The organism is Pseudomonas sp. CFBP 8770, assembly GCF_014841705.1.
Classification (GTDB): Bacteria; Pseudomonadota; Gammaproteobacteria; order Pseudomonadales; family Pseudomonadaceae; genus Aquipseudomonas.
In genome coordinates this window covers 55,439-69,147 of sequence record NZ_JACYUL010000011.1, presented here as the reverse complement: position 1 = coordinate 69,147, position 13,709 = coordinate 55,439, and the positions used below count along the sequence as shown (strand labels likewise).

At 62.9% G+C, this 13,709-nt stretch carries 14 protein-coding genes; 6 read left to right on the top strand and 8 right to left on the bottom strand.

Annotated elements, in window-relative coordinates:
- The first annotated feature begins 122 nt into the window (after window positions 1-122).
- Complete coding sequence (locus IFT98_RS20290) at window positions 123-1,052, top strand: sigma 54-interacting transcriptional regulator (RefSeq protein WP_192047076.1); 930 nt, start codon at window positions 123-125, stop codon at window positions 1,050-1,052.
- 7 nt (window positions 1,053-1,059) lie between these two features.
- Here the strand turns inward: IFT98_RS20290 and IFT98_RS20285 are convergent, their stop codons facing one another.
- Together IFT98_RS20285 and pnuC are read right to left on the bottom strand one after the other, a co-directional pair.
- Entirely contained in the window at window positions 1,060-1,587 is a 528-nt protein-coding gene (locus tag IFT98_RS20285; RefSeq protein WP_192047075.1) for an AAA family ATPase, read from the bottom strand.
- The gene (gene pnuC, locus IFT98_RS20280; protein ID WP_192047074.1) at window positions 1,584-2,147 is read right to left on the bottom strand and encodes a nicotinamide riboside transporter PnuC; all 564 of its coding nucleotides are present in this window, start codon (window positions 2,145-2,147) and stop codon (window positions 1,584-1,586) included. The genes IFT98_RS20285 and pnuC overlap by 4 nt, the downstream gene beginning before the upstream one ends.
- Window positions 2,148-2,389: 242 nt before the next feature.
- Here pnuC and IFT98_RS20275 point away from each other — a divergent pair, with 242 nt between their 5' ends.
- Together IFT98_RS20275 and IFT98_RS20270 are read left to right on the top strand one after the other, a co-directional pair.
- Window positions 2,390-3,220, top strand: coding sequence for an undecaprenyl-diphosphate phosphatase (locus tag IFT98_RS20275; RefSeq protein WP_122478277.1), 831 nt, complete (start codon window positions 2,390-2,392; stop codon window positions 3,218-3,220).
- A 52-nt stretch (window positions 3,221-3,272) separates the two neighbouring features.
- Window positions 3,273-3,650: a DUF1294 domain-containing protein gene (locus IFT98_RS20270; protein WP_342214193.1), complete on the top strand. Its 378-nt coding sequence runs from the start codon at window positions 3,273-3,275 to the stop codon at window positions 3,648-3,650.
- A gap of 24 nt (window positions 3,651-3,674) precedes the next feature.
- Here IFT98_RS20270 and IFT98_RS20265 read toward each other — a convergent pair whose 3' ends face one another.
- Window positions 3,675-4,448 (bottom strand): OBAP family protein, encoded by a 774-nt coding sequence (locus tag IFT98_RS20265; RefSeq protein WP_192047073.1) that lies wholly within the window; start codon window positions 4,446-4,448, stop codon window positions 3,675-3,677.
- Between the two features lie 231 nt (window positions 4,449-4,679).
- On the opposite strand from IFT98_RS20265, the gene IFT98_RS20260 reads away from it, so the two are divergent.
- A complete protein-coding gene (locus IFT98_RS20260) occupies window positions 4,680-5,717 on the top strand; it encodes an alpha/beta hydrolase family protein (RefSeq protein WP_192047072.1) in 1,038 nt (345 codons plus the stop codon).
- Here IFT98_RS20260 and IFT98_RS20255 read toward each other — a convergent pair.
- The 5 genes from IFT98_RS20255 to IFT98_RS20235 form a co-directional block, all read right to left on the bottom strand.
- The gene (locus IFT98_RS20255; RefSeq protein WP_192047071.1) at window positions 5,711-6,892 is read right to left on the bottom strand and encodes an MFS transporter; all 1,182 of its coding nucleotides are present in this window, start codon (window positions 6,890-6,892) and stop codon (window positions 5,711-5,713) included. The two genes, IFT98_RS20260 and IFT98_RS20255, sit on opposite strands and share 7 nt — an antisense overlap.
- Window positions 6,893-7,233: 341 nt before the next feature.
- Window positions 7,234-7,665 carry a DUF1810 domain-containing protein gene (locus tag IFT98_RS20250; RefSeq protein ID WP_192047070.1) on the bottom strand — a complete coding sequence of 144 codons (432 nt, stop codon included), beginning with the start codon at window positions 7,663-7,665 and terminating at the stop codon, window positions 7,234-7,236.
- A gap of 74 nt (window positions 7,666-7,739) precedes the next feature.
- Complete coding sequence (locus IFT98_RS20245) at window positions 7,740-8,549, bottom strand: DeoR/GlpR family DNA-binding transcription regulator (RefSeq protein ID WP_192047069.1); 810 nt, start codon at window positions 8,547-8,549, stop codon at window positions 7,740-7,742.
- Between the two features lie 41 nt (window positions 8,550-8,590).
- A complete protein-coding gene (locus tag IFT98_RS20240) occupies window positions 8,591-9,940 on the bottom strand; it encodes a GntT/GntP/DsdX family permease (RefSeq protein ID WP_185793349.1) in 1,350 nt (449 codons plus the stop codon).
- Between the two features lie 74 nt (window positions 9,941-10,014).
- Window positions 10,015-11,388 carry a homoserine dehydrogenase gene (locus IFT98_RS20235; protein ID WP_192047068.1) on the bottom strand — a complete coding sequence of 458 codons (1,374 nt, stop codon included), beginning with the start codon at window positions 11,386-11,388 and terminating at the stop codon, window positions 10,015-10,017.
- A gap of 241 nt (window positions 11,389-11,629) precedes the next feature.
- Between IFT98_RS20235 and otnK the strand changes: the two genes are divergently transcribed.
- Both otnK and otnC read left to right on the top strand, forming a co-directional pair.
- Window positions 11,630-12,919 carry a 3-oxo-tetronate kinase gene (gene otnK, locus IFT98_RS20230; RefSeq protein ID WP_192047067.1) on the top strand — a complete coding sequence of 430 codons (1,290 nt, stop codon included), beginning with the start codon at window positions 11,630-11,632 and terminating at the stop codon, window positions 12,917-12,919.
- Window positions 12,916-13,554, top strand: coding sequence for a 3-oxo-tetronate 4-phosphate decarboxylase (gene otnC / locus IFT98_RS20225; RefSeq protein WP_192047066.1), 639 nt, complete (start codon window positions 12,916-12,918; stop codon window positions 13,552-13,554). Before otnK ends, otnC begins: the two co-directional genes overlap by 4 nt.
- Window positions 13,555-13,709 lie beyond the last annotated feature (155 nt).

Here is a 13,709-nt window from a genome sequence, read left to right as displayed (position 1 = left end):
TGACGATGATCGCTGACGAGCCCGGACAGGTTAAACGTCAAATTTCCGTTGCCTTTTTAACACAACTTGCAACCCGCTGTTTTTGATGTATTTTCCCGATCACGTCCCAGCAAGGAAAGGCCATGCCTGTGAATTCGAATGCCTACCCCTGCGAGCCTTGCGGACTGTTGGGCGATAGTCAGCCCATGCGCGACTTGTACAAGCTCATCAATAAGTTTTCGACCACCGATTCCCCGGTGTTGATCCGCGGTGAAGCGGGTACCGGCAAGCAGTTGATTGCCCGCGCACTGCACCAGCAGTCGGCGCGCCGCCAGCAGCCCTTCATCGTGTTCGACTGCCAGGCCCGCGCCCACCGCCCAGGGCAGACGCCGCTGTTCGCGCCTGGCTGTGGCGAGACCAACGTGCACCCGTTGTCCGGCAGCGTGCTGCAAGCTGCCCACCGGGGCACCTTGCTGCTCGAGCAGGTGCAAGGCTTGCCACTGGACATCCAGGAGCAACTGCTGCGGTTTCTGCAACGCAAGGGGTCGGGCGAGGTGGACGTGCGCGTGGTGGCCACCAGTGACAGCGACCTGGCAGGCGCCATGCGTAAAGGTCAGTTGCGCGAAGACCTCTACTACCGGCTCAACGTGCTGGAGATCGTTGCGGTGCCATTGCGCGAACGCTATGGCGATCTGGCCATGCTGGCCAATCATTTCGCGCAACGCTACAGCCGCGAGAACGGCCGGCGCCATCGCCCGTTCAGCCAGGAGGCGCTGATCACCATGGGCGAGCATGACTGGCCGGGCAATGTCCGCGAGTTGTCCAACCGGGTTCGCCAGGCCCAGGCACTGGCCCACGGTAACCAGATCGAAGCCGTAGACCTGGGGCTGGGCACCGAGACCCTGGTCGCCGCGCCGCTGGGGACGCTGCAGGATTACAAGCACCGCGCCGAGCGGCAGGCGCTGGGCGACGTGCTGCTGCGCCATGGTGGCAACCTGAGCACGGCGGCCAGGGTGCTTGGCGTGTCACGCCCGACGCTGTATCGCCTGTTGCACAAACACCACATGCGCTGAGCGCACGCTAGGGTTGGTCCAGAACATGCCGAATGCTCGCCAGTACCTGTGTTTCACGCGCTCGCCAGTCACCGCTGATGACGGTGCACGGCAGCGCGTGGGCCAGCAGCCAGGCCTGGCTTTGGGCAAAGAAGGCCTGGCGCTGGGACAGCTCGGGTTGGCAGCGCTGGCCATCGGCAGTCCATTCCACACCTTCGGGCGACAGCAACAGGTGCGCGTCGTAGTGCCGCTGCAGCAGCGCCGTCTCCAGCCACGCGGGGCAGTCGCCGAACAGCGTGCGACTCCACAGCATGTTGCTCAGCAAGTGGGTGTCGAGCACCAGCAACGTCGGCTGCGCGCGGCGCGCGGCATCTTCCCAGGCCAGTTGTCCCCGGGCGATGGCGTCGATATCGGCATAGCAGGTGTCGCGCTGCTCGCGGTCGATGAAATGGCGCACGTATTCGCCCACCACCAACGCGCCCAGTTGCACACGCATGCGCTCGGCCAACCAGCTCTTGCCCGACGATTCCGGCCCGCACAGCGCCACGACTTTCATGCGGCCACCGCTGCACTCTTGCGCCACTGGTGCCAGCCGTGAATCGCCAGCAGCAGGAACAGTGCGTACAGCCCAGCCGTCAGGTACAGCGCCTGATGCACGAACAAGCCGACGAAAATCGCATCGAGGACGATCCACAGCGGCCAGCACTGCTCGCGCTTGGTGGCCATCCACCACTGCGCCACCAGGCTGAAGCCGGTCAGCAGGGCGTCCAGCCACGGCTGGCTGGCGTCGCTCCAGGTGGCCATCGCCGCACCCAGCGCAAGGCCTGTGACCAGGCCGATGAGCAATCCACCCAGCAGCGGCGCCGGTGCCAGGCGCGTGACCGGTCGCCCATTGGACGTCGCCGCACCACGGGTCCAGTGCCACCAGCCGTACACCTGCACGCCCGCGTACACCACCTGCAACAGCATGTTGGAGTACAGCTTGTAGTCATAAAACACATACGAATAGATCAGTACCATGACCAGGCCGATCGGCCAGCACAGCCAATTCTGCTTGACGGTCAACCACACCGCGATCACGCCCAGCGTGGCGGCGAACAATTCCAAAGGCGACATGGACAATCCTTGGCAGGTGCATGCAATGCATCGAAGGCAGGGATTGTAACCTGCGCCACCGCTGCGGCGCGCATGCTGTGCCGCAGACCTGCTGCAAAGATGAAACTTCAACTCAGTCAACGCTCACCGGTGCCTGCGTGCGGATTTGCATGACCTGCTCTGATAGCATCGCGGGGCCCGACGGCAATGAGTTCTATTAAACAGACAGGACCGCGCCAGGTGCGGGTCCACTTGGGGGAATGATGGATTTTTGGACCGCCATGCAGGCGTTGATTCTGGGCATCGTGGAAGGCTTGACCGAGTTCCTGCCCATCTCCAGCACGGGCCACCAGATCATCGTGGCCGACTTGATCGGCTTCGGAGGCGAGCGGGCGATGGCCTTCAATATCATCATCCAGCTGGGTGCGATATTGGCCGTGGTGTGGGAATTCCGCCGCAAGATCCTCGAAGTCGTCACCGGCTTGCCGACCCAGCGCAACGCACAGCGTTTCACCATCAACCTGCTGATCGGCTTCCTGCCTGCGGTGGTGCTGGGTGTGATATTCGCCGACAAGATCCACGAATACCTGTTCAACCCCATCACCGTGGCGGTGGCGCTGGTGCTGGGCGGCTTCGTCATGCTCTGGGCCGAAAAGCGCGAGCACGCCGTGCGGGTTCACCATGTCGACGACATGCACTGGAGCGACGCGCTCAAGGTCGGCTTTGCCCAATGCCTGGCGATGATCCCCGGCACCTCGCGCTCGGGCTCGACCATCATCGGCGGCCTGCTGTTCGGTCTGTCGCGCAAGACGGCCACCGAGTTCTCGTTTTTCCTGGCCATGCCGACCATGGTTGGCGCTGCGGTGTACTCGGGCTACAAGTTCCACCACCTGTTCCAGCCAGCGGATTTCCCGGTGTTTGCGCTGGGCTTCGTGGTCTCGTTCATTTTCGCGATGATCGCGGTGCGTGGCCTGCTCAAGTTCATCGCCACCCACAGCTATGCCGTGTTCGCCTGGTACCGCATCGCCTTCGGCCTGATCATCCTGGCCACCTGGCAGTTCGGCTGGATCGACTGGTCCAGTGCGCAAGGCTGAAACGGCGCCCGGCCGGGCGCCGTCACCGCCTCGAGGAGGGCAGCAGCGGCCGGTGCAATTCCTGGCGCTGAAACTCACGGCCTTCATCCTGCTGTGCCTGTTGCCGTTCCTGGGCGTATTGCGCCTGGCGATGGCCGGACACCCAGCGGTACTGGCGGTCTATGCACTGATGAGTCTGCTTGCAGCCGGGCTGTACTGGCATGACAAGCGGCGTGCGAAATTGCAGGGCCAACGCATTCCGGAAAAGCTCCTGCACGGGGTCGAGCTGCTCGGTGGCTGGCCGGGTGCGTTGCTCGCCCAACAGCTGTTCCGGCACAAGACGCGCAAGGTGTCCTATCAGCTGGTGTTCTGGTCGATCGTCGCGCTTCACCAGGCATTCTGGTTCGATCAGGTCATATTTGCCGGGCAGCATTTGGGTATCACGTTCTGAGACCACGGCTCTGCACTTGCAAGCTCAATGCGCGTGACGGCTACCGGTAGGGTCCTGGATCTGTATGACGCGACCTTTGCTCCAGGCATCGGCGCCCGGGTCTATCGCTGGCACGGGGATATCGGCGCGGGCCTTTTTCCTGCTTTCGCTGTCGACACCGAAGCGTTTGTCGCGCTCGCGCACCAGCGCCGGATCGATCTGCCCATCAGCGGTGAAACCCATCATCAGTTGCGGTACGCCCAGGGGCAGCCGCTTGTCCAGATCGGTGTGCCAGGTGTGCCAGGTCTTGCCGTAGGTATTCACCAGTTTTTCCATCAGGGCATGCTCTGCCGGCGCCGGAATACCGGGGGCGATTAGCTGCCCCGACTTCACCTCATGGACGTGGCTGTGCCACAGCGCCTTCTCGGCCTGGGGCAATGTGCTGTAGAGGTTGGCGCTGATGATGTATTCGACGCCCATCAGTTTTGCATCCTTGACGTTGCCGTCATAAATGACGCACTGGATGACTTCCTCGTTGAGGATGGCGCAATAGTGATGGGCTTCCATCTGCGCGCCGGGGTGTCCATTGTAGAAATGAAAGCCGTCCAGATAGGCGTTCAGCTCATTGATGGGTGGACGCGACTGCAGCGCGTTGGCACCAGCGTCGAGGGTCTTGGTCAGGGCCGTGGTCGGCGCGCCGGGCGCGTCCACCTTGGACGCGCTGTTGCTGCCGGCGCATCCGCCGATGGCCAATGCGGCAAGACACAGCAGCGGAATGCGCGCAGCGTGACGAGGTGTAAGGAAAGGGCGGAAGCTCATGCTGGAATCCTTTTCAGTGAGGTGAGCGCGGTGCTGGCCCAGGATCGGACCGGGAGAGCCGCGCAGGGCATTTTCATAGAGCGGTCAAGCCGGCGAGGGTTCAGCCGGTGCGGGCGTGGCAAGGGCCGTGAACCCGCCTGTACAATATTTCACGGAACCGAGGTGTGACTTGGCCCATCCTATGCTGTGTCAGAACCTACCCCTGAGGTTTTGCCAAGGAAGAGCGCCGCGATGGTCCGTCGTTGTGCAGTATTGGTTTTTCTGCTGCTGTTGAGCCTGTTTTCGGTGCAGGCTCAAGCGCTTCCCCATGCCCGCTGGAATGTGGGCTATCACCTGCTGACCTTCAACGATCCGCTCGACGACCAGCCCATGCACGCCTATGCCTTCTATCCTACGCAGGGCCATACTCATCCCGTGCGATTGGGCGGCTACAGCATCGACGCGCAGCAGGATGCTCCGATTGCCATCGGCCGCTTTCCGCTGTTGATGCTGTCCCACGGCAACACCGGCACCCCCTTGGCCTTGCACGACCTGATCACTGCGTTGACGCGCAAGGGGTTCGTGGTGGTGGCAGTGGTCCATCCGGGTGACAACGCTCAGGATCACAGCCGTTTGGGCAAGCTCAGCAATCTGTACGGGCGGCCTCTGCAGATCTCCCAGGCCATCACCGCAGCGTTGGGCGATTCGATGTTGTCGCCTTTCGTCAATGCCAACGCGGTCGGGGTGATCGGCTATTCCGCGGGTGGCGAGACGGCGTTGATTCTCTCCGGCGCGCGCCCCGACCTTCAGCGCTTGCGCAAATACTGCGAAGAGCGACCGTACGACGCCGATGCCTGCCAGACCCGCGGAGAACTGGAAGCCGATCGCGACGACCTCAACCCCGAAGCCGACCCACGGGTGCGTGCGCTCATGCTGATGGCGCCGTTGAGCCTGATGTTCGGCCGCCAGGCCCTGGCTGAAGTCCATCTGCCGACGCTTATCTACAGCGGCGATAACGACCAACTGGTGGCCATCGACAAGAATGCCGAGGCGCTGGCGCGCAAGCTGCCGGGCAACACGGACTATCGACTGCTGCCCGGCGCCGGTCACTTTGTTTTCATGGCACCGTGCACGGACGAGCAACGCGACGCCTCGCCGGCCCTGTGCACCGATGCCGACGGCGTGGACCGTGAAGGCATCCACCGTGATCTGATCCACGAAGCCGGCAAGTTCTTTGGTCACACCCTGGGTCGGCCTTCACGCGCGGGCCTGCAGACCGCCGATCACTGATCCTGGCGCGACAGCCACGCGGTCAGCCCCAGTGCAGCCAGGGACAGCCCGGCGGCCAGAGCGAAAATCGATCCATAGCCAAACCCAGCCGCCACTGCCCCCATCACCGGTCCGGCGATCGCCAGCGCCAGATCGAAGAACACCGCGAAGGCACTCAAGCCTGCGCCGCGGCTGGTGCCCGGTACCTTGTGGATGGCCAGCACCCCCAGCGCTGGATAGACCAGCGACAGGCCCAAGCCGGCCAGCGCTGCACCCGCAAGCGTGAAGGTCGGCGAGGGCGCCAGCCAGAGCAAGCTCAACCCGACGACCTCCGTGGCGATACAGGCCATGGCCACCGTCGACCCGCCCAGATGATTGATGCTGTTGATGAACACCAGGCGCGCCACGATGAAGCTGATGCCAAAGGCGGTCAGGCACCACGCCGCACCTTCCCAGCCGCGCTCAACGTAGTAAAGCGTGATGAAGGTGGTGAGCGTGCCGTAGCCGATCGACGCCAGCATCAGGCTCATGCCGTGCGGTGCGACCCGGCCGAAAGCGGCCCAGAACGGCATGCGTTCGCCGCGGACCACGGGGGAAGCGGGCGTATCGTGGATCATCCACAACGCCAGCGCGCTCAACAACATCAGGGCAATGCCCAAAGTCCAGAAGCCGGCGAACGCCACCATCAACACCCCCAGGGGCGCGCCGATGGCGATTGCGCCATAGGAGGCAATGCCATTCCAGGAAATCACCTTGGCCATGTGCTCGGCGCCGACCCGGCTGATGCCCCAGCTGCTGGTGCCCACGCCGATGGCGCCCTGGGCCAGGCCGAGCACCACGCGCCCGGCAATCAGCACCCCCAGGCTCCATTGCGGCACGCTGTGCAGGAACACCGAGGCGAAGGTCAGCGCACCGCTGATACCGATGCCGATCAGGCCATAGACGATGGTGCGCTTGGTGCCCAATGCATCGGCCATGCGCCCGGCGCTGGGCCGGCTGAGTAGGGTGGCCAGGTATTGCGCGCCGATCACCACGCCAGCGGCCACGGCGCTGAAGCCCAATTGATCGTGAACGTAGCCCGGCAGCACGGCAATCGGCAGCCCGATCGAGATGAAGGCGATGAAGGTGTAGAAAACGATGGAGATGATTTGCAGGTTGATGGACGACGAAGGGGTAGGGTGGGCAGACTCGGTCATGGGCTCGTTCGCAGGCGTGCGGTTGAGGTCCCCTCGGACAGGGAACGTTGATTAAAGCAAAGCAGGCTATCGATTATTTGCAACTCTTCTACACAACGCGCCGCTGCTGCAACCACAACGCAAGCCGCGTCATCGCCGGTGGCGCAGCCTGCACGAATCCCTGTAGCAGCGGCGCAAGCCGCGTCCGGGTCCGCCGCGTTGCGTCAGCCAAACCGCCTCGCCGGTGCCGCAGNAGATGGCGCAGCCTGCACGAATCCCTGTAGCGGCGGCGCAAGCCGCGTCCGGATTCGCCGCGTTGCGTCAGGCACACCGCATTGGCCATGACGCGGCTTGCGCCGCCGCTACAGGGGCTGTTCCAGCAACGCAACGGTTTTCTCATCCTTCTCACCGTCGAAAAATCGGTCCAGCACCTGCTGGAAGCACACCTGCTCCGGTGCGACGCTGGCGAACAAGGTCATGCACGAGCGCAGTTTCATGTCGTCCGGACTGCCGAACATGGCTGTCACGCTCTTGCCCGAATGCTCGAGCACGGTCCGTGTGCACTCCAGAAGCCGGGCGCCCAGTAACGGATCGTGAAGATAGGCCACTGCTTCGGCGGCGCCGCTGATCGCGTAGAAACGCGCTGTTTCGCTCCGACCCAGGCCGGCCAGTTGGGGAAAGATGAACCACATCCAGTGAGTGCGCTTGCGGCCGCTGCGCAGCTCTTCGAGGACGTCGGAGTACACCACCCGTTGTGCGTCGATGAAACGGTTCAGATCGAAGGTGTCGTTCATGGCCGGTACTTCCCGCAGGAATTGTGTGCAGTTGTGGCCGCTATCAGGCAGTGGAGTTCCATCTACCAGTATCGTCACTCTTGGGCCAACAGTACTTCCACGCCCAGCTTGCGGATCGCCTCGGCGGCCACGTCGGTCAACTCGCTGTCGCTGATGACCACATCGAACTGCTCGAGCCCGGCGATCTTGTACATCCCGAACGTACCGTATTTGGAACTGCTGGTGATGAGCACCCGCTGAGACGCCGACTGCATCGCCACCTGCTTGACCTCGACCTTGAGCGCCGAAGGCGTGGTGATGCCCCGTTGCAGGTCCCAGGAACTGGTGGACATGAATGCAATATCGGTCGCCAGCTGGCGCAATGTGGCCACTGCCAAACTACCTACGCACGAGCGGTTGGGATGGTCGAGCAGTCCGCCGGTATGAATCACGTCCACATGCAGCGCTTCGGCCAGAGCATGAACGATGCCGAAGTCGTTGGTCACCACGGTCATGCCCGAGAGGGCCGCGATATGCGGAACAACCTCCAGTGTGCTGGTGCCAGCATCCAGATACACCGTCATGTCATCGTGTAACAAACCTGCGGCGAGCCTTGCCATCGCCTGTTTCTGCGGCTGCTCGGCGACCGCCTTGGACTGATGGCTGGGTTCGCTGTGCAACTGGCTGGCAATGCGCACGCCACCGGGCACCGAGTAGGCGCGGCCTTCCTGCTCCAACACACTGATATCGCGGCGCACGGTCATGTGCGAGCAATCGAACATTTCCGTCAGTTGGTGCACGCTGAGTACTTGGTGCTTGCGCAACTGGCGCAGGATCTGTTCCCGGCGCTGGTCCGGAATCATCGGTGCGGCGCCAGTGATGGCGAGGTCCTCGTCGGTGGGCATTCAGGCTCCGTGGCGTGCAGGCAGATGGTCAGGCGGCCATCTTAGCGAATCACCGCCTCGATCAATAGAACGCCGATCAAACCGATCACCGATTGCAGGCACAACATCAGGGTCCAGGTGCGGAAGGTCTGAGCCACACTGAGTTGGAAGTACTCCTTGAACAGCCAGAAACCCGAGTCATTGACGTGGGAGAGCATCACGGCACCCGAGGCGGTGGCCAGTACCAACAGCTCCGGTGACAGGCCCGGATAGGCCAGTGCCAGGGGCGCGACGATCCCGGTGGCAGCGACGGTGGCGACTGTCGCAGAACCGACGCAGATGCGCAGTAACGCCGCAATGCCCCAGCTTAAAATCAGCGGATTGACCGCCCAGCCAGAAGCATGGTGAGTGATCAGTGCATCCAGGTGAATGGTAGTGAGCATTTCCTTGAAGCCACCGCCAGCGCCCAGAATCATCACGATCGCGCCCAGCGGTGCCAGGCCTTGGCTGGCCATCTTCTGCACCTGGCCCAGGTTGAACCCGGCGCGCAGGCCCAAGGCGAAGAAGGCAAAGATGACCGCGATCAACAACGACAGGATCGGGTTGTTCAGGGCGTTGAATACCCCGTAGGCCATCGAGCCCTTGACGCTGAAGGCCAAGCCCAGGGTGCCGACCAGCATCAGGCCGGGCGGCAGCAGCACGGCGATGATCGATGACAGCAGCGACACCTGGTTTTGATCCGGGCTGACTTCCCGCGCGCCCACTGGGCCTGCGCTGAGGTCGGGCGCCGGGCCGAACCAGGGGCTGATCAGGCGGGTAAAGATCGGGCCGCAGATGATCGCCGTGGGCACGGCGATCAGTAGGCCATAAAAGATGGTCAGTCCGGTATTGGCATGGAACGCTGCGACCGCCAGCGTCGGGGCCGGGTGCGGCGGCAGCAGGCCGTGGGACACGTACAGGCCGGCGGCCAGGGGCAGACCTATGTAAAGCAGATGGCTATTGGTGCGCTTTGCCACCGTATAAACCAGCGGGGCCAGCATGATGAAGCTGACGTCGAACAGGTGCGGCATGCCGATCAGCAACGCGGCGGCGCAGATCGCCCAGGGCGCGTACTGCACCGGACGCTGGCCGATGAAGGCGTTGGCGATGCGGTCGGCGCCGCCGGAGCCCAGCAGGATACCGCCTAGCAGCGTACCCAGGCCGATCACCGGGCCGGTCTTGGCCAGCGCCGAGCCGAAGCCCTTGGCGAAGCTGTCGATGGTCTCGCCGGCGCCCGCACCACTGAGCAGGCCAAGGCCGATCGCGGTGAGGGTCAGGGCCAGGAACGGGTTGAGCTTGAGCTTGGTGATGAGCAGGATCAACACCACGATGGCGCCGGCGGCCATCGCGAAAATCAGCAGTTCGCTATTCATGTTTTTATGGAACCTGTGAAGTGGACGTCGGTGCCCGTGTCGGGCACCGGTATCGGCTGAAAGCCGCTGTGCGATCAGGCCGATTGCAGGCCGGTCTGCCAGGCGCGGTGCAGTTCATCGTTGTACTGCCCGATGTCACTCATCAGCAGCAACTCGCCAGCTTTGATGTCCCGCGCGGCGGTGGCGTGGGCTGCCAGGTACAACGGAGCGATATCGTCGGGGACATCCGAACGCCCGATCAGCACGGCCTGCACACCGGTGACGTCGTGGTGGTGGCCACCCATTTTCAGCACGGTGCCTGCAGCGATATCAATCGTGGCGCGCCCGGCCAGAATGGTTGACTGGCTCGGTTTGTCGGTGCCCGACGCACGTTTGTGCAGCACGGCGTTGAGCAGGGTGATCGGGGTCTCCACACCCATGAAGTGGTAGGGCAGGTACAGGCAGGCGTAGCGTCCGTTACGGCTGACCACGTGGCCTTTCTGCGCGAGCAATTCCCAGGTCGGTTTGTCGTGGGTGCGGATGATCACGAACACACCCCCGGCAAAGCTCGCCTCGTCGGGTAGACGCAGCACGTTGAACACCTCGATCACGCCGCTGCGACCCAGCACACCACCGTCTTCACGCAAGGCGTAGATGTCGGCCAGTTCGCTGGTACGAGCAATCGGGTAGTGCAGCAGTTCCACGTCCGGCACCAGGCCGGTGTTTGTAGCCACCACCGACATTTCGCAATAGTCGGCGGTGGCGGACGTCTTCAGGCCATTCAAGGCGGCGCGGCGCGCTGCAAGGGTGGCTGGAATGTCATCGCCCAGGCGCAGCAATTCGCCCATGGCTGGCGCGGAAATGGTGGCATCAAGCTGGGTGATGCTGCCGTCCTCGGGGTTGAACACCAGATCGTATTCACTGGACTTGCCCGCCGCGACGATGTCCAGCTTGAGCACACGCGCCCAGCTGACCCAGCCGATCAGGTTGGCCGGCTGATCGCCGTCGGCGGTGGTGTAGACCACATCGTGTTGTGCGGCAAGGCGGGACAGGGCGATACCCGCAACCGAGTCCACTTCCTTGCTGACCATGGCGACGTGACGACCGTCCTCGATGGCGCGCCGGGCGACCTGATAGCCAATTGCAGGGTTGCCGGTGGCTTCCACCAGAATGTCGTAGTGGGCTGCCTGCAGGAGGGCGACGTCGGCGACCAGCACAATGGCATCGGCCGGTGCACTGGCAACCGCAGCGGCATCCTTGCAGATGTATAGCTGTTCTGCGGCAAAGCCTAGTTCGACGCACAACCCATGCAGGCCGGGCACGTCCAGGTCGCACAGAATGGCAGGGACCAGGTTGGGCATCAGCTGGGTCTGGGCCAGCAAGGTGCGCGAGAAACCACCCTTGGCGCCGGTGAGGGCGTAACGTACGGCCTGGTCGGCTTGTGCAGCGAACAGCAATTCGAAATTCATGGTTCGTCCTCGGTGAAGGGAAAATCGGCAGCGACCACCGGATGAACAATATTTGTTATGGATTCGTAGCTCCCGAGTGACAGCACGATAGTGCGGTTTTCACATTAAGGTCAATTTATTTAACATGGATTAACACTAATGTTGCGTTCGCTTGTAGTATTGGGTCATTGAATCGCTCAGATGAACCAATAATTAACATGCGCCGTGCCCGCCACGGTGACCTGTGCAGGAGATGCCACTCATGACCGCTGTCCATCGCCCGCTGCTCGGCTGCATTGCAGACGACTTCACCGGCGCTACCGATCTCGCCAACATCCTGGTGCGCGGCGGCATGCGCACGGTGCAATCGATTGGCGTTCCAGACAGTGATCTGTCGGAATTCGCCGAGGCGGATGCCATCGTCATTGCTCTAAAATCCCGTACCACGTCGGCGGCCAGCGCCGTAGCCGAATCGTTGCAGGCGCTGGCGTGGCTGCGCGAGCGTGGCTGCCAACAGGTCTTCTTCAAATACTGCTCGACGTTCGATTCGACCGCAGAGGGCAACATTGGTCCGGTCACCGAGGCACTCCTGGAAGCCCTCGGCAGCGATTTCACCATCGCCTGTCCGGCGTTCCCGGAGACCGGCCGCACCTTGTTCCGTGGTCATCTGTTCGTTCAGGACAGCCTGCTCAGTGAATGCGGCATGCAGCATCACCCGCTCACACCGATGAAAGATGCCAACCTGGTCCGTGTGCTGGATGAGCAAACCACCGGTGCGGTGGGTCTGCTGCGCTACGACGTGGTCGGGCAGGGCGCCTCTGCGGTGGCCATGCGTATGGACGAACTGCGAGCCGAAGGCGTGCGCGTGGCCATTGCCGATGCCGTGAGTGACGACGATCTACAGACGCTGGGGCGTGCCTGCGCCGGGCTGGCGTTGATCACCGGCGGCTCGGGCGTCGCTCAGGGCCTGCCGGAGAACTTCCGCCGCCAGGGCCTGTTGCGCACAGGCGACGCATCCGCCATGCCGGTCATCGAAGGCCGTGCCGTGGTGTTGGCAGGCAGTACCTCCAAGGCTACCAACGCGCAGGTCGCTGCCTGGCTGGAAGCAGGTCGCCCGGCGTTTCGCATCGACCCACTTGCAATCGCACGAGGCGAACCGGTCGTAGCCCAGGCTGTAGCGTTCGCCGACCGTGACCAAGCGGTGCTGATCTACGCCACCAGCAGCCCCGAGCGAGTGGCTGCCGTGCAACGGGAGCTGGGTGCCGAACACGCAGGCGCCATGATCGAGGCGGCGCTGGGCGAGGTCGCGACACAACTGCAAGGCAAGGGCTGGCGCCGCTTCGTCATCGCGGGCGGGGAAACTTCCGGTTCGGTGGTGCAGGCGTTGCGCGTCAAAGGCTTGCGTATCGGCCGGCAGATTGATCCTGGCGTGCCGGCTACCGTAGCCTTTGGCGGCTCCAATGCGCTTGCGCTAACGCTCAAGTCGGGCAATTTTGGCAGCGTGGACTTTTTTGCCAAGGCGCTGGCTTGCCTGGCGGGAGATTTTTCGTGAGAAATGAAAACGACCTGCGCGAAGAAATCTGTGAAGTCGGCCTGAGCCTGTTCCGGCGTGGTTATACCGTCGGCAGCGCCGGCAACATCAGTGCACGCCTTGACGACGGTTGGCTGATCACCCCTACCGATGCCTGTCTCGGAAGGCTGCAGCCCCACGCCATTGCCAAGGTCACCACGGCGGGTGAATGGGTCAGCGGTGACAAACCTTCCAAGACCCTGGCCCTGCACCGGCAAGTTTACGACCGAAACCCAGGAGTCAACGGCGTGGTCCACACCCACTCCACTCATCTGGTGGCCCTCACTTTGGCTGGGGTGTGGAGCGCGCAGGACATCTTGCCGCCGCTCACGCCTTATCAGGTCATGAAAGTGGGCCGCATCCCATTGATCCAGTACCAGCGTCCAGGCTCGCCCGACGTGGCGACGCAAGTTGCCGCACTGGCCGATCAGGTGAGGGGGGTCATGCTGGAACGGCTGGGACCGGTTGTCTGGGAAAGCTCGGTGTCAAAGGCCAGCCATGCACTGGAAGAACTGGAGGAAACCGCACGGCTGTGGCTGATGACCGAGCCACGACCTGCGCCTTTGAGCCAGGCAGCCGTCGAAGAACTCAAGAGGGTGTTCGGTTGCGCCTGGTGAGGCACTGACCCTACTTGTGAAGAGGCCATCGTTGGGCTTTACTGGAACCAGCGTCCTACAAAAATCACAAGAGACGAAGCTGATGAGCAATTCCGTGAAGATTCGCAAAAGCGACAGCCATGTCGATGCCTGGGCCATAGGCTTCATGATCGTTG